The organism is Stenotrophomonas sp. STEN035 (genome assembly GCF_056759935.1).
The window spans coordinates 1-16302 of sequence record NZ_JBRRDY010000039.1 but is presented as its reverse complement, the minus strand read 5'-3'; the positions used below and the strand labels follow the sequence as shown (position 1 = coordinate 16302).

12 protein-coding genes are annotated in these 16302 nt (G+C 65.0%); 6 read left to right on the top strand and 6 right to left on the bottom strand.

Annotated elements, in window-relative coordinates; translation table 11 throughout:
- Positions 1-63 precede the first annotated feature (63 nt).
- The 5 genes from recD to ACVOLL_RS17575 all read right to left on the bottom strand — a co-directional run bounded on the left by recD (position 64) and on the right by ACVOLL_RS17575 (position 10755).
- Positions 64-2031 (bottom strand): exodeoxyribonuclease V subunit alpha, encoded by a 1968-nt coding sequence (gene recD / locus ACVOLL_RS17595; protein WP_481514063.1) that lies wholly within the window; start codon positions 2029-2031, stop codon positions 64-66.
- On the bottom strand, positions 2028-5657 hold the full coding sequence (locus ACVOLL_RS17590; RefSeq protein ID WP_481514062.1) for a UvrD-helicase domain-containing protein: 3630 nt from the start codon (positions 5655-5657) through the stop codon (positions 2028-2030). Before ACVOLL_RS17590 ends, recD begins: the two co-directional genes overlap by 4 nt.
- Positions 5654-9016 carry an exodeoxyribonuclease V subunit gamma gene (gene recC, locus ACVOLL_RS17585; protein WP_481514061.1) on the bottom strand — a complete coding sequence of 1121 codons (3363 nt, stop codon included), beginning with the start codon at positions 9014-9016 and terminating at the stop codon, positions 5654-5656. The genes ACVOLL_RS17590 and recC overlap by 4 nt, the downstream gene beginning before the upstream one ends.
- Before the next feature lie 171 nt (positions 9017-9187).
- Positions 9188-9592 (bottom strand): hypothetical protein, encoded by a 405-nt coding sequence (locus ACVOLL_RS17580; RefSeq protein WP_481514060.1) that lies wholly within the window; start codon positions 9590-9592, stop codon positions 9188-9190.
- Between the two features lie 53 nt (positions 9593-9645).
- Entirely contained in the window at positions 9646-10755 is a 1110-nt protein-coding gene (locus tag ACVOLL_RS17575) for a PAAR domain-containing protein (RefSeq protein WP_481514059.1), read from the bottom strand.
- Between the two features lie 364 nt (positions 10756-11119).
- Between ACVOLL_RS17575 and ACVOLL_RS17570 the strand changes: the two genes are divergently transcribed.
- From ACVOLL_RS17570 to ACVOLL_RS17545, 6 genes are all read left to right on the top strand, one after another.
- A complete protein-coding gene (locus ACVOLL_RS17570) occupies positions 11120-11917 on the top strand; it encodes an ABC transporter ATP-binding protein (RefSeq protein WP_481514058.1) in 798 nt (265 codons plus the stop codon).
- A gap of 187 nt (positions 11918-12104) precedes the next feature.
- Positions 12105-12854, top strand: a complete 750-nt coding sequence (locus ACVOLL_RS17565; RefSeq protein ID WP_481514057.1) for an MlaE family lipid ABC transporter permease subunit — start codon at positions 12105-12107, stop codon at positions 12852-12854.
- 109 nt (positions 12855-12963) lie between these two features.
- Positions 12964-13488, top strand: coding sequence for an outer membrane lipid asymmetry maintenance protein MlaD (mlaD, locus tag ACVOLL_RS17560; RefSeq protein ID WP_481514056.1), 525 nt, complete (start codon positions 12964-12966; stop codon positions 13486-13488).
- The gene (locus ACVOLL_RS17555) at positions 13485-14156 is read left to right on the top strand and encodes an MlaC/ttg2D family ABC transporter substrate-binding protein (RefSeq protein ID WP_481514055.1); all 672 of its coding nucleotides are present in this window, start codon (positions 13485-13487) and stop codon (positions 14154-14156) included. Before mlaD ends, ACVOLL_RS17555 begins: the two co-directional genes overlap by 4 nt.
- Positions 14125-14454, top strand: a complete 330-nt coding sequence (locus tag ACVOLL_RS17550) for an STAS domain-containing protein (protein WP_481509066.1) — start codon at positions 14125-14127, stop codon at positions 14452-14454. Before ACVOLL_RS17555 ends, ACVOLL_RS17550 begins: the two co-directional genes overlap by 32 nt.
- A 1-nt stretch (position 14455) precedes the next feature.
- Positions 14456-15445: an MlaA family lipoprotein gene (locus ACVOLL_RS17545; RefSeq protein ID WP_481514054.1), complete on the top strand. Its 990-nt coding sequence runs from the start codon at positions 14456-14458 to the stop codon at positions 15443-15445.
- 175 nt (positions 15446-15620) lie between these two features.
- Here the strand turns inward: ACVOLL_RS17545 and ACVOLL_RS17540 are convergent, their stop codons facing one another.
- Positions 15621-16166 (bottom strand): glutathione peroxidase, encoded by a 546-nt coding sequence (locus ACVOLL_RS17540; protein WP_481514053.1) that lies wholly within the window; start codon positions 16164-16166, stop codon positions 15621-15623.
- Positions 16167-16302 lie beyond the last annotated feature (136 nt).

Below are 16302 nucleotides of genomic sequence, written 5' to 3'. Positions count from 1 at the left end.
GCCAAAGGCGAAGGGGAGGGTTGGGGAGGGGTGCTGTTTGCGCGGACTGATCGCCCCCTTCGCCTACGGCGAAAGGGAAGGAGACAGCCGCTGCGCCAGCCCTGACCAGCGGCTGGCGTGGCGGGCCAGGGCGGCTTCGATCACCTCGGCGCTGCCGGCCAGATGCAGCCCGTTACGGGCGCGGGTGATGCCGGTGTAGAGCAGCTCGCGGCTGAGCACGCGGTTGTCGCGGCGTGGCAGCTGCAGCCATACCTGGTCGAACTCCGAGCCTTGCGCCTTGTGCACAGTCATCGCGAATGCGCTTTCGTGTAGCGGCAGCGCCGCCGGATGGAAAGCGCGTGGGTTGGCGGGGTCGTCGCCGGGGAACCAGGCACTGACGCTGCGGCCGTCGCCATCACGCAGGCAGATGCCTACATCGCCGTTGAACAGGCGGTGGCGGTAGCTGTTCTCGCCAATGATCAGCAGGCGACCGTGGAACCAGCCTGGGCCCAACGCGCGGCCGCGGTTGCCGGCCAACAGGTCTTCGATACGGGCGTTGAGCCCGCGTGCGCCCTGCGGACCTTCGCGTACGGCGGTGAGCAGGCGCATGCGGCCGGCCAGGGCCAGCGCGTCGGCCGGCGTGGCTGCATCGGCCAGTGCCTGCCAGTACTGCTGCAAAGGCTCGCGCCAGGCCTGCAGCGGATCGATATCGCCTTCGTGGAAGTGCACGCCGGTCAGTTGGGCGTCGCGCAGCAGCTGCAAGGTCTGCACCGCATCGCCGTCGCGCATGGCGCTGGCCAGCGGTGCGAGCTGCAGGGCTTCGCTCTGGCGGTAGCCGCGCTGCAGCTGCACGCGGGCACCGGCGAAGTCGGCGGGCTTGGATTCGATCGCATCGACTGGCAATTCGCCCAGCAGCGGGCGTAGCGCGTCGGAATCCGCGGCAGTGGTGCGCTGACCATCGCCGGCGGCACGCAGGATGGCGCTGAGCACGTCGCCCGCTTCCACCGAAGGCAGCTGATCGGGATCGCCGAGCAGCACCAGGCGGGTGCCGGCGGCGATGGCTTCGACCAGCTTGGTCATCAATGGCAGGTCGATCATCGAGGCTTCGTCGACCACGATCACGTCATAAGGCAACGGGTTGTCGGCGTGGTGGCGGAAGCGCGGTGAATCGGGGATCACGCCGAGCAGGCGGTGCAAGGTGGTTCCGGTGGTCGGCAGTTGTTCGCACAGGGCGCTGTCGATGCCGGTTGCGGTCAGCTTGTGCAGGGCGTGACGCAGGCTTTCGGCCATGCGCTCGGCGGCGCGGCCGGTTGGCGCTGCCAGGGCAACACGCGGTGCTGGCTGGTTCGTGGCCTGTGCCTGTGCGGCCAGCAGCACCAGCAGGCGGGTGATGGTGGTGGTCTTGCCGGTGCCGGGGCCGCCGGTGATCAGCAGCAGGTTGTGGCGCAGGGCGGTGGCTGCTGCTCTTGCCTGGTGGTCCAAGAGCTTCCCCTCATCCGCGCTTCGGGCATCCCCGCCTTCGCGGGGACAGGCCCTTTGATCTCCCGCAGGCGGGAGAAGGAAGAGATCCGGCTGCGCTGAGGTCTGTGGCTCTTGCGGCGCTGCCTGCCCCGGAAACAAACAAGCAAACACCTGCGCCAATCCAGCCACATCACCAGCAGCAACCGGTGCCTGCCCGATCCGCTGCAGACCCGCCGCCAAGCGGCGCTCGTACTCGCGGTACCGGCGCAGATACAGCAGCCCGTTCTCCCACACCAAGGGCGCCTGCTGCGACTCCACGCTGTTATCCACGGCTGTGGATATCCACTTCGACGCCTCCAACTGCGCAATCCATTCCTCGGCAGCCGGCCATTCCATACCGGCATCCACCAATCGCTGCGGCTGGGTCGGATCAAAGCCCGCATGCCCCTGCGATACCGCCAACGATGCCAAGGCAGCCGCAGCCAGCACCGTGTCCGGCGTTTCCGCATCCAGGCGCCGTAGGCTTTGCGCCAGGGCATGGTCCAGCGCGCGCAGCGCGCCGGCTTTGTTCAATGCGGCCAGCAGGCTCATGCCTCGCCTCCCAGTCGTGCCAACAAGGCCGTGTGACCCTCACGGCCACCGGCAAACAATTCGTCCACCGCATGCACCAGCTCCGGTGCGAAGTTGTGCGCGTACAGCCCCGGCGACTGCGGACGCGTTGCATCCAGTCCGCGACAGAACAGATAACGGATACCTCCGAAGTCACGCGCGTAGTCATAGCCGGCACCGATGCGGAAACGCAGCCAGCGGTGCAGGGCGACGGTGTAGATCAGCGCCTGCAGGTCGTATTCGCTGTGGCGCATGGCCGCGTCCAGCTGCGCCGGGGCGTAATCGGGCAGCCGGTTGGATTTGTAATCCAGCACATACCAACGCCCGTCGCGGACGTAGGTAAGGTCGATCTTGCCGGTCATCAGCCCTTCCAGCTGGCGGCGCAGGCCAAAGCCGTTGCGGCCGCGCACCACCCCGTGTGCATGCAGCACGCGCAGCAGTGCTGGCACCGTGGTCGGCTGCATGGCGAAGTGGAACTCGATTTCGGCGCGACGCTCACCTTCGTCCAGCGAATGCAGGGCGCCGCCTTCGGGCAGGGTGACGGTCAGGGTCTGGCCGATCAGTTCGGTCAGCAAGGCCACGCCGTCGGGTATCTCTTCGTCGATGTAGCCATCGGCGCGCATCGCCTTGGCGATGATCTCGGCCTGCCCTTCCGGTGCCTGTTCAGTGGGTTTCCAATCCCGCCAGACGCCGAAATCGACGTTCTCCAATGCGGCATGCAGCACGTTGCCGAAACGGCTGCCGGCAAAACGCGGATCGAACACTTCCGGTTGTGCGGCGGCGGCTTCATTGGCCGGCTCGGCATCCACATCCACCTGCGCCGGTTCGTCAGCCGCGCCGCCGCTGTCTTCGGTTGCTGCGGCGGCAGTGTCGTGGCCGCCTTCGGCATGGGCGAGCTGGGTGAAGCTGTAGACCCACCAGTCGTGCGGCACGCTGCGGCGCACCTCGCGTACCGGCGGCAGAGCCTGCTCGCGTTCGGGCGGCAGCCGCGTCGGCGCCGGGCCGCTGTCGTCTTCGATCACCTGGATATCGGCATGCTCGGGCAAGCCCTGCAGCATCGGCCCGAGCCGCGAGGTCGCCAGGCCAGTCAAGGCACCGCCACTTATCCACAGCGCATGCTCGGCGCGGGTCAGGCCGACGTAGAGCAGACGCGCGGTTTCGGCCTCCTCATCGGCATTGACCTGCTGGCCGACGGCCTTCCAGTCCGGGTCTTCCTTGTCGATCTTCCAGTGCAACACGCGCTGTTCACCGTCACGCACGGTGCGATGGTTGCTGCTGTCCGGCGCATTGGTGGCGATGCCGACAAAGGGCAGGTAGACCAGCGGGTACTCCAGGCCCTTGCTCTTGTGCAGGGTGATGATCTGCACACGGCGGGCGTCCGATTCCAGCCGCAGCAACTGCGCTTCGTCGCCTTCATCGGCGTGGGCGATCTGTGCCTGCAGCCAATCGAGCAGGCCGTGCAGGCCGATGCTGCGGTTGCTGGCTTCCTGCAGGGCTTCGGCCAGCTGCAGGTAGTTGGTGAGGCGGCGCTCACCGTCGATCAACAGCAACAAACGCTCGGCCTGTTCGGCGCACAGGTCCGACAACAGGGCCAGCACGCCGCCACGCTGCCAGCGCTCACGCCACTGCAGCAGGCGTTCCTGGTGCAGCCGCTGTTGTTCGCCTTCGTGTTCCATCGCGGCAATGCGGGCTGCGCTTTCGCCCAGCAGCACGGTGGCAAGCGCGGCGCGCAGGCGGCCTTCGTCGGCCGGCTGCAGCAGGGCCAGCAACAGCAGGCGCAGTTCGTGCGCCTCGGCGCTGGCGAACAGGCTCTGCTTGCCGGCAGCGACCGCTGGGATGCCGAGCGCGGCCAAGGCCTGCTGTACGCGCGAAGCTTCCTTGTGCGAGCGCACCAGCACGGCAATATCGCCCGGCTGCACCGGTTTGCCGTCGACCTGCGCGCGGTCTTCGCGGGCGGCACTGAGCACCTTGTGGATATCTGCCACGCAGGCGGCAGTGGCGGCATCGCGCGAGGCATCGGCCTTCAATGGCTTACCGTCAGCATCGCCTGCAATCAGCTGCAGGGTCAGTGCTGGCGCGGGTTTGCCGTCGAACAGATAGTCGGCGTCGCTGCGCTTGCTACCCGGCAAGACCGGCTCGAACTGGATGCGCTCGTCGAGGAAGGCTTCGGGGCCGGCGTTGTCGTACAAGGCCTGGATCGCGCGCAGCACGCCCGGGCGTGAGCGGAAGTTACGGTCCAGCGCCGGCGCGGCTTCGGCCAATGCCTTGGCCTGTAGATAGGTATGCACGTCGCCGCCACGGAAGCCGTAGATGGCCTGCTTGGGGTCGCCGATCAGGAACAGCGCGGCATCAGCACCTTCCTCGGCTGCGAATACGCGGCGGAAGATGTCCCACTGGCGCGGGTCGGTGTCCTGGAATTCGTCGACCAGGGCGAAGCGGTACTGCGCACGCAGGCGTTCGGCCAGATGCACGCCATGCGGGCCGTGCAAGGCATTGGCGACGTTGTCGATCAGGTCGTCGTAGGTCTGCTGGCGACGCAGCTGCTTGAGCTGGGCCAGCCGCTGGCGGACTTCGTTGCGCAGCTGGTGCAGCAGCACGATCGACTGCTGGCGCTGCCACTGCGTCACCTGCGCAAGAGCCTGCAGGTAATCGGCGATCAGCGGCTGCAGCGGCGATTGCGGGGTGCTGCCGGCCTTGGCCTTGTTGGTCTTGGCAGTGAGCGCATCCAGCGTCAGCCGCTCCAGACGTTCGTCCAGCTCGGCAGTCGGATCGGGGTGGCGGCTCCACTGCAGCAGTTGCTGGAACAGCGGCTCGATCCAGTCGGACTTGTAGCTGGCCTTGTTGAGGATGCCGCCTTCCAGCGCGCCACGCAGCTGCTGCAGATAGGTGTCGCCATGCTCGGCGATGCCAGCAGCAAGACGCTGCGCAGCGCCGTCGCGGAACGGGCGGGTGTCTTCGATCAGGGTCTGCGGTGGCTGTGGATAAAGTGGCAGCTCGGCCGCCAATGCGGGCAGATCCCGGGCCAGTGCATCCGGACTTTTCCACAGGCCTAGCAGCGCCTCCAGATGCTCGCCCTGCCCTGCATGCAGGCGCCACAGGTCGGCGGCCAGTTCGGCGTGCAGTTCGCGGGTATTGGCCAACAGCTCGGGCGCGGCAAAGGTATGGCCGCTCTCCAAAGCGTATTCGCCCAATACGCGGGTACAGAAACCGTGGATGGTGAAGATCGAGGCCAGATCGGTTTCTTCAGCGGCAATGCGCAGGCGCCGGCCCAGCTGCGCGGCACTTTCCGCACCCTGCTGCAGGTGGCGTTGCAGGATGGCGCGGGTCAGCGTGGTTTCCGGGCTGTCGTTGTCGCCCGGCGTGCTGTCGACCACGCGCGCAGCCAGCTCCAGGCGTTCGCGGATACGCTTGCGCAGTTCCTGGGTTGCGGCGTCGGTGAAGGTCACCGCGAGGATCTGGCCCATGCGCAGGCCCTGCTCCACCACCAGTCGGGTGAACAGCGTGGCCAGGGTGAAGGTCTTGCCGGTGCCGGCGCTGGCCTCGATCAGGCGCAGACCATCCAGCGGCAAGTGCAGATACGGGTCCTGCTGCAGCACTTCGGTGCTCATGCGCCGGCTCCGTTCATGGCATCGTTTTCAGCGTCGAAATCGGACAAAACGCGGCCTTCGCGTAGCGCGGTAAATATCAACAAGGCGTTGTGGATAAATCTGTGAGTAGTGCTTGGCGAAGCGAACGGATCGGTGCCGCGCAAGGCCAATTGCAGCGCTTCGCCGTTGCGCTCGCCCCAGCTGTGTTCGCTGCCGAACCAGCGCGCCTGCGCTGCGTTTTCGCGCTTGTCCTCATCGGCGTTGTAGACCTCCCAACCGGTGTACGGGGCGAACAGCAGCGGCGCCTGCATCCCCTCGAAACGCAAGCGCAGCAAGGCTTTCAAGGCGGTTTGTGCAGCTTCCGGAGACAGTTCCGGCAAACGGTGCGGGCCATAGCCTGCCTGCCCGTTGTCATGGAACTGCAGCATCGATGACGGCACACCGGCGGCGTTCACCAACAGCCAATCCAGGCCGCCGCGCAGCACATAGGCCACCCCCGGCGCACTCGCCTGCAGACGAATCAGGCCCTGTGGATGAATTTGATCGACACGCCCATGCAGGCGCACGCCATCGAGCTCAACTTCATAACGTTGCGAGCCCAGCGGCTGGCCGTCGTACCACTGCGAAAACGTCTCCGCGCAGGGCCGGATGCGGCTGAGCATGCGCTCGAACTGCTGCCGCCCAAGCGCACCGGAAGGCAATAAAGCGCGGGCACGCAGGCGCTGGTACAGACCAGCTTCGCGGCCGTCCAGCAGGGCGCTGAGCACGTGCTGCTGCAAGGACGAATGCAGGCGGCCACCACTGGGCACCAGCAGCGGCTCGATGTCTTCGCTGTCGTCAATGTCACCGGCCAGCCGTAGGCCCAGGCGCTGGCTCAGGAACTGCCCCGCTGGATCACTGATGAAACGCCGCAGGGCATCCAGCGACAGACTGTCGTCATTGAGCTCGGTGGGCAGCGGTGCGTTCAGTGGACCGTCGAACCACGGCGCCAAGCGCTGCCGGCTGCCACCAACCGCGCTGGCGGCCGGATGCCACTGGCGTCGGTAGCTGAAACGGCGCGGCTCACCATCGCCGCCAAATGCGGCCGGGGCAAACGGCTGCAGCGGATGCCGCACCACCAGTTGCTTGCGCGCGATAGCGCTATCCAGGTGATACGCCGACGCAGCATTGACCAGCTCACTGACCAGCACCGAGGGTTCGCGCACGCTGCCGTCGCGGGCATCGGCACCGAGGTAACTCAGGTAGAACACGTCCTGGGCGGACGCGAACAGCTGCAGGAACAGGAAGCGGTCGTCCTCGCGCAGCGAGCGGTCGCCATAGCGACGGCGCTCGGTGCCCAGCTCGGCGGTAAGCCGGCTCAGGCCGGCAGCCGGGTCGCGGCGCGGGAAATCACCGTCGTTCAAACCCAGCACGCAGATCACCCGGAACGGCAACAGGCGCATCGGCACCATGCGGCCGAAGCTGATGCCGCCGGTCAGCAGCGGCGCGCGGGTATCAGCTTCGGACAGCACCGAGGCGAAATGCGCGCGGACTACTTCGGCCGGCACCGGCGCGTCGAAACCGGCGCTGTTGGCTTCTTCGGCGAATTCGTTGACCAGCTTGCGCAGGCGGTCCAGTGCGCGCACGGCGGACGGCTCGGTCGGGGTTTCCGGCAACAACGCCAGCAACAAGCCGAGCAGGCGCTCACGCCATTGGTTGGGGCTCAATGCCTCGGCCAGGGTCTTCTGGTGGCGAGCGAGAACACGCAACAGGCGGATAAGCGCATCCAGTGCAGCCAGGCCGCCGCCTTCCAGCTCCGGCCACGGCGCGACGCCGGCGATGTCCTCATCACTGCCGCTGGCATGGCCTAGCAGCAGACGGTCCAGCGCGAACTGCCAGGTGTAGGCGTCGTCGGCTGGCGCCTGATGCTGCTTGCGATGGCCGGCATCCAGGCCCCAGCGCGCGCCCGCAGCCTGCAGCCAACCGTGCAGGCGTTCGAATGCAGCCGCATCCAGACCCGAGGCCGACGCCAACGGTGCGCTGGCCAGCAGGTCGAGGATTTCATTGAGGCCGAAGCGCGATACCGGCAGGCCCAGCAACTGCACGAACACCTCGGCCAGCGGCTCACCCTGCAGCGGACTGGCATCGGCCAGCGCCCACGGAATATGCGCGTCGTTGCCACCACGGCCGCCGAACACCGATTCCAGATAGGGCACGTAGGGGTCGATATCCGGCGCCAGCACTGCGATTTCGCGTGGCTGCAGCGGCGGGTCGAAGCGCGGGTCTTCCAGCAGCGCGCGCAGCTGGTCGTGCAGCACCTGCATCTCGCGCAGGCGGGTGTGGCAGGCGTGGACCTGGATACTGGGATCGTCCACCCGCAACGCGGCGCGCAAGGGTGGCGAGGGCAGCGCGCGGCGGTGGAACAGGTCGGCCTGCAGGCGATGCAGCAGGCTGTCGCCAAGCCCGCCGTCATCCAGACCGGGCACGGCAATGCTTTCCGGATCGACATAGGCGGCGATTTCGCCGCTGGGATGCACCACTTCGTAGTCGCCCAGCACCGCCATGAAGTCACGGCCGGCTTCGCCCCAGGCCTGCAGCAAGGGATTTTCGCCGGCCTCGGTGCCGAATGGCTCGGCCAGGCCGCTGCGCAGCTTTTCCTTCAGCGTCTGCAGGTCGCCCCAATAGGAACGGGTCGGGGTCGGCATATAGAAGTGCAGCGTGCCGACCCGCGCCTGGGTGGCGATCACCCGCAGCACGTCCGGCGAGACATTGAGCGTGGCGAAAGCGAACAGGCGCTGCGGCAGGCCTTGCGGCAAGGGCTGGTGTTCGCCTTCAAAGCGGGCCAGGTAATCATTGATGCGACGTGCGCGGTAGTTCTGCCCGCCGGCGATATGCCGCCACAGGATGGCCTGCGGGTCGTCCGGTTCGGCGCCGTCCTCCCAGCGCAGCAGCCAGTCGCGGCGCCAAGCCTGGTACTTCTCGAACACCCCGCCCAGCTCGGCTGCCAACGCCCACGGGCGCAGCGGATCGTTGCGATCAAGGTAGGTGCGCAGCCCGGCCATCGCCGGTTTCTGCATCAGCGCGCTGTCGGTCAGCGCCCCGTACAAGCGCCAGTGCAGGCCGGTAGCGCCAAGGTCATCGCGCTCGCCCGGCACATTGGCTTTCAGCGCCTTGGCGACAAACTCGCCGGGGGTCAGGAATTCCAGATTGGCGGAGACGCCGTACTCGGCGGCCAGGGTCGACTGCAGCCAGCGACGCATCGCCACCTGCGGGATCAGGACGATATCGGCGGCCAACAAGGACTGGCCGGGCGCCGGCTCGCGCAATGCGTGGGCCAGCAACTGGGCCAGCACGTCCAGGGCATTGGAGTGGTACAGGCGGAAATCGGGGGCGTTGCTCATCACACCATCTTGCCGCAGTGGGATGGTTTCGACGAGTAATTTGGGAGGTGGTTGGGGGGATCAGGGAGTGGGTAGTAACGACAGGTTTGCCATGAAGTGCACCATCAGCTGCGTCACACGCCAACATCGGCCGCTGCGCTGAAATTCGAAAGCGAGTGCGTGGGCCTCTACTCAATCACCTTCGATAAGCATCTGAGTGCGCACAAACTTTTCCCCAGGATGTGAAGAACCAGGCGCCAGATAGAACCTGAAAATCGCGGTAACACTCACAGGTCGCAGAGCAAATCTCGTTACGTGGTGATCGGGAATAGACCAAGGAATACGGATCGATTGTCCGGGCGCAAGCATTTCCACCTGATCGAAAAGGTAGGACATTGGCGGCCCCATACCCAATCGCTTTTCCTTGCCTGAGTGGTTATCGACAAGAATGATTTTGGGGCCTTGTTTGCGGAAGTACTCCACAGGTAGCGCGACGTCCTCTTCACCTACGTTGATTAGCTCTAGCTCCACCCGAATCGTCTCACCGATGAAGCGGCAAGAATCACTAGTAAGGCAACGAACACGCAGTTCTATCATGGGGTCGGGCTCTCCACATCGGGCACCAATTGGAAACAAAGACATAATCATGGCTAGGAGCAACATGTAACTAGGCATACAACCTCTCGTCCGATTTCTCTGCTCAATAGCTGCTCGACCTCCAGCCCGATGTTCCAAGCATGACGCGACTTCAGCGTCGTGTTGTGATGAACAGACATCAATGTCGCGGCCGGATCGGATTCGCTCAGAGAGCTTCGGGTGACAACGACTTCCGAACTCAGCATGCGATCCGGCATGAAGAACTTGATTGCTGCTGCTGTCTCACCCACATCCATGTATTCATCTGGCAAGCCAAGACAGTGCATGAATTCGTGAAGATGCACCCATGCATTGGTGTCCACGGAGACGTAAATCGTGCTTCCAATTACTTCTTCTCTATCAAGGTCATGACTACTGTGTAAGCGCATTACGTAGTCTTCATCGGCTGTAACGAACTCAACCTCATAGCGAATTGGATATGTTCGACTACCACATGGGCCATCGGTTAGCTGCAACGCAAATTTATTGTTCAACCCTCGACTAATACCTCGCTGAAGGCGCTCCTTGGCTACTTCAACTTCACCGTCTGACACCCCTCGCTGCTTATCCACTTTGATCTTAGCCGTGACCAAAATATCACCACCGGATTTCAGTGGGACATCGATTCGAAAACTGGAGACAAGGTCGTACTCAAAGCGTGCCCCCTCCGGGTCATAGGATTCAAAGTAGCGTCCGTCCGGGTTCTCCAACACCTGGCAACTATGGTCATTTAGCCAGCACATCTCTGCTGCAGGCGATGACGTCCCGGTATCCACCAGGGAAGAAGCCAATGGTCGCGGTCTGGTTGTCGCTGGAATCGAACTGCCTGCTCTCGGAGCAGCCGCAACCGGCGCACCACCCGCACTCACATGCGCCAACTGCTGTTTGCCCGCTAGCAACGCGCAGCCACAACTGGCTTTATCGCCATGCCGCGCGACCGGCTGGCCATCGATGACCAGTGTCGCGTCGCCGGTGATGATGGAGCCCGGCCCATGCCGGGCGCAGATGACGCGATCACCGATGCGCGCCACTGCACGGCCTTCGATGTCGGTCTGCGGTGAACCGGTCAATACCGAGCCACCGGCTTGCAGGGCGTCGCCCACTACGATCAGCGTCCTTGCCATCTTGCTCGGCTCCTCCGTGGCCGGTGCATTGCATGCAGTCGGCGCCGACCTTAGTCGGCCTGCTCCTGATCAGGAATCGGATACGTCTGGAAACGGCGTAGGCGTCCAGCCCGGCGGACAATCGTTGTTTGCAAGGCGCCTGCGGAATATCGCCCCCGCCTCACAGGCATCCGTACCCTCACGGGCTGTGCACAGAATCCCGGGCGGTGATTCGACCACTGGGGAGACAGTGTGTTGCCACCAATGCTGACGTCGCTTGCATGTTGGGAGCCACACGGGGTGCGACAATACTGCACGGTCCAGTACGCTTATGTTCAGGCGCCGCTGGCAATCCTAGAACGTTGGTTTTCCGTTAAAGGCCGTCATGCCCTCAGCCCGGACTCCCTTGGTGCAGTTGTCCAACGTGCGAATCGATCGCGGCGGACGCACCATCCTGCGCGACGTTTCGTTGCAGGTACCGCGCGGCAGCATCACTGCCGTGCTCGGCCCGTCGGGCAGTGGCAAGTCGACGATGTTGGCGGCGCTGACCGGTGAGTTGCGGCCGGTATCCGGCACTGTGCAGCTGTTTGGTCAGGATATTCCGCACGGTAACCGTGATCTGCTGGAGATGCGCAAGAACGTCGGCGTGCTGCTGCAGGGCAATGGTCTGCTGACCGACCTGAGCGTGGCCGACAACGTGGCGCTGCCGCTGCGTGCGCATACCAGGTTGCCGGAACCGGTGCTGCAGCGTCTGGTGCAGATGAAGCTGCACGCGGTCGGCCTGCTGGCCGCTGCCGATGCCTGGCCGCGCGAGTTGTCCGGCGGCATGGCGCGGCGTGTGGCGCTGGCGCGGGCGCTGGCCCTGGACCCGCCGTTGATGATCTACGACGAGCCGCTGACCGGGCTGGACCCGATCGCCTCGGGCGTGATCATGAGCCTGATCCAGCGTTTGAACGACAGCCTCGGCCTGACCAGCATCATCGTCAGCCACCATGTCCACGAGACCCTGCCGATCAGCGACCAGGCCGTGGTGATCGCCAATGGCGGCATTGTGTTCTCCGGCACACCGGACGAACTGCAGGCCAGCACCGATCCGCTGGTGCGGCAGTTCCTGCACGGCGAACCGGACGGCCCGATCCCGTTCGATGCGCCGACGCGTAATTACGGGCTGGAGAACGCGTGATGACAACCGTGCACGCGAAGTCTGATACCTGCCCCCTCTCCCGCCCAGCGGGAGAGGGCTGGGGTGAGGGCGCTTTTAAAGCACGTGGAGCAAAAGCTCCCCTCATCCGCCCTTCGGGCACCTTCTCCCGCTTGCGGGAGAAGGGAAACAAGCCGTGCAACCGTCGCGCTCCGGGAGCCGCTCTCTGATGCCCTTCACCTCCTCCATCCGCTCGCTGGGCCGTGCCGGGCTGTTCTCGCTGACCGTGCTGCGTGGCTCACTGCCGACGCGCGACTTCCTGGCCGAGCTGACCCGCGAGATCTACAAGATCGGTGCGCGTTCGCTGCCGATCATCGCCGTTGGCGGCGCCTTCGTCGGTCTGGTGCTGACCCTGCAGGGCTACCGCACGCTGACCACCTTCGGTGCCTCCGATGCGCTGTCCACCCTGCTCGGCCTGTCGCTGTACCGCGAACTGGCGCCGGTGCTGACCGCACTGCTGTTCATCGGCCGCGCCGGCAGCTCGATCGCCGCCGAGCTCGGCCTGATGCGTGCCACCGACCAGATCAAGGCGCTGGAGCTGATGGCCATCGACCCGGTCGCCAAGGCCGTCGCGCCGCGCTTCTGGGCAGCGGTGCTGACCGTGCCGCTGCTGACCGGCATCTTCTGCTCGCTGGCAATTGCCGGTGGTTACTTCGAAGCGGTGCACATCCTGGGCCAGGACAACGGCACGTTCTGGTCGGGGCTGCGCGGCAGCGTCGATTTCTGGGACGACTTCGCCGTGGCCCTGCTCAAGTCGGCGATCTTCGGTGGCACCGCGGCATTGGTGGCCGCCTATGTCGGCTTCCACGCCGAGCCGACCATCGAAGGCACCTCGGTCGCCACCACCCGCGCGGTGGTGAACGCCTCGTTGCTGGTGCTGATGTTCAACTTCGTGCTGTCGGCCCTGCTTTTCCAATGATGCGAGTCCCTCGCAAGAGCCCGCACATCCGTGTGCGGGGATCAAACAAAGAACCGAACAACCCGCTTCGCCCTGCGAAGCACCAGATGGATCAGGAGTGAGACACAACATGGCCATCCGTGGACCCAGACTCGAATTTTCCGTCGGCGCCTTCCTGCTGCTGGCCCTGGCCTCGCTGCTGGTGCTGGCCGTCGCCTCCACCAACCAGCGCTTCGGCACCGGTGGTGGCGGCTATGAACTGAAGGCCCGTTTCAGCCAGATCGGCCAGCTGCGCAAGCAGGCGCCAGTGAAGGTTGGCGGTGTGACGATCGGCCAAGTAGCTGACATTCAGCTGGACCCGATTAAATACGATTCCATCGTGACTCTGTCGCTGGACAGCAAGTTCAAGGACCTGCCCGCCGACACCTCGGCCGGCATCTTCACCAGCGGTCTGTTGGGCGAAAGCTATATCGGCCTGCAGCCCGGTGGTGACCCGGACGTATTGAAGTCCGGCGACGAAATCGTCTTCACCCAGCCAGCGGTGGACCTGCTGCAGCTGGTTGGCAAATACATGTTCAGCGGCGGCGGCAACACCGGCGCGGCTGCCAATGAAACCCACGGCGCAGACGCGCCCGCTACGGAACCGCAACCATGAAAGTGAAACTGCTCACCGTCGTGCTCGCCTCTGCCCTGCTGGCCGCCGCACCGTCGGTCACGCTGGCGCAGGCACGCCCGGCCAACACCGCCGCGCAGCCCTCGGCCGCCGCCCGCACCGTGCTGGATTCCAGCACCCGCATCATCAACGCCCTGCAGACCCGCCGCGCTGAGTTCCGCGCCAACCCGGCGACCCTGCGCAGCTACATCGATGGCGAGTTGAGCCGCGCCTTCGACCGCGACTACGCTGCCCGTCTGGTGCTGGGCGTGCACGGCCGCGGCGCCGCCGATGCCGACGTCAAGCTGTTCGCTGATGCCATGGCCGACAACCTGATGTCGCGCTACGGCTCAGCCCTGCTCGATATCCAGGGCAAGCCCAGCTTCCGTTACAAGAGCGAGCAGCCGTTGCCGGGCAACCGCGGCGTCAAGGTCTCCACCGAGCTGGTCCGCGCCGGCAGCGAGCCGACCCCGGTCGAATACCTGATGCGCAATGTCGACGGCCAGTGGAAGATCTTCGACGTGATGATCGAAGGCATCTCCTACGTGCAGACCTTCAAGAACCAGTTCGACGCGCCGCTGCGGCAGAAATCGATCAAGCAGGTCGCCACCGAACTGCGCAGCGGCAGCATGCAGGCCAATGCGGGCCCGGCCGCTCCCCGTGGCAAGTAACGCCACCTTCCGCACCGAGGGCGACACCCTGCTGCTGGCAGGCGTGATCAACCGCGAGGCGGTGGTTGCACTGTGGCCGCAGCTGACGCGGGCGCTTGCGCCTGTACGTCAGCTCGACCTGGGCGCGGTTGATGGCATCGACAGCGCCGGCTTGGCGTTGCTGGGTGAACTGGCTGCGCGTCTGCGGGCACACGGCGGCGGCAACGTCAGCGGCAGCCCGGCTGGTCTGGACGAATTGTGCGCAGCCTATCGGCTGTCACCGTCCCTCGATTTTAATGCCTCATCAGCAGGAAGCTGACATGAAACTTTTCCGCACCCTCCTCCTTCTGCTCAGCGTGGCGATGCTTGCCGCCTGTGCGGGCAAGCCCGCGCGCGATGCACTGCCAGCGTCCACCGTGGTTGCACCGCAGGCCGCTGAACAAACCGTCGACACTGCCGCTGCTGTGCCAGTGCAGGACACTGCGAGCACGGCTACTGCCGACAGCGCGCAGAACACCGCAACCGCCAGCGACGGCACCGCACCGACCGGCGCCGAAGACGACTTCGCTGCACTGTATGGCGGCCCGGCGCCGAGCGCTGAAGGCGAAACATCTGGGGCCGCTGCAAGCGTGACCTACGACCCGTGGGAGAAGTACAACCGCGGCGTGCACCGCTTCAACAATGCGGTCGACCGCGGCGTTGCGCGCCCGTTGGCCACGGCGTACACCAACGTCGTGCCGCAGTTCGCGCGTACCGGTGTCAGCAACTTCTTCAGCAACCTGCGCTCGCCACTGACCATGGTCAACCAGCTGCTGCAGGGCCACGCCGATGATGCCTGGGACACGCTGGGCCGCTTCCTGATGAACTCCACCTTCGGTATTGGTGGTCTGTTCGATCCGGCCAGCAAGGCGATGGTGCCCAAGCGCAGCGAAGACTTCGGTCAGACCCTGGGCGCGTGGGGCTGGCGTCGTTCGCGTTACGTGGAGCTACCGTTCTTCGGCCCACGTACCGTGCGTGATGTGTTCGGCCTGGCCGGTGATATTCCCTTGTCGCCGATGCGCCAGATCGAAATGGACAAGGTCCGCATCGGCCTGCAGGGCCTGCAGCTGGTGGATATGCGTGCACAGTTGATGGCAGTCGATTCACTGCGCGACACCGCAGTGGACGAGTACGCATTGACGCGCGATGCCTGGTTGCAGCGTCGCAACTACCAGATCGAAAAGGATCTGCGCCGCGACCGCAAGCATGACGATGACGACCAGACCACGATCCCGGTCGATGCAATGCCGATGCCGAACTGGGGCGACTGATCCTGGTTGCTGCTGGACAACAAGAAGCCCGGGGAAACCCGGGCTTTTTGCTATCCGCTTTTATTGTAGGAGCGGCGTAAGCCGCGAAGCTGATGGATCACCAGATCACAGATTGATCCGACCCGTCAGCAATGTGAGCTTCGCGGCTTACGCCGCTCCTACAACAACCAGGGCCTTACGCAGCCAAGGCTGCGTCGATCGCCTTGCGCAGGCCTTCGTCATCGGCAGTGGTGTCCGGGGCGAAGCGGGCTACAACGCTGCCGTCCTTGCCGACCAGAAACTTCTCGAAGTTCCACAGCACGGCCGGGGCCGGGTTGGCCTCGATGCCGAAGCCGACCAGCTTCTCGCGCATCGGGCCTTCGCCGATAGCGACCGGCTGCGCAGCGGTCAGCTGCTGGTACAGCGGGTGGATGTCGGCACCGGCGACGCTGATCTTGGAGAACATCGGGAAGCTGATGTCATAGGTGAGCGCGCAGAACTGCTTGATCTCGTCTTCGCTGCCCGGCTCCTGGCCGTTGAAGTTGTTGGCCGGGAAGCCCAGCACTTCAAGGCCGGCGTCCTTCTTTTCGCGATAGAGCTTTTCCAGGCCTTCGTACTGCGGGGTGAGGCCGCACTTGGAAGCCGTGTTAACCAGCAGCAACACCTTGCCGCGGTAGTCGGCCAGCGAAGTCGGGGCACCGTCGATGGTGGTCAGCGCGGTGTCGTATACGGAAGCGGTCATGCGGTTGCCTGCTGTGGGGTTGGGAGAGCGCAAGCATAAACGGCACGGGTGGCGCTGACACGACCGTAGTGTTGCAACACTGTAGTGCCGAGCCATGCTCGGCTGGGGCGTTACCGGTACAGCCTCTGCCGAGCAT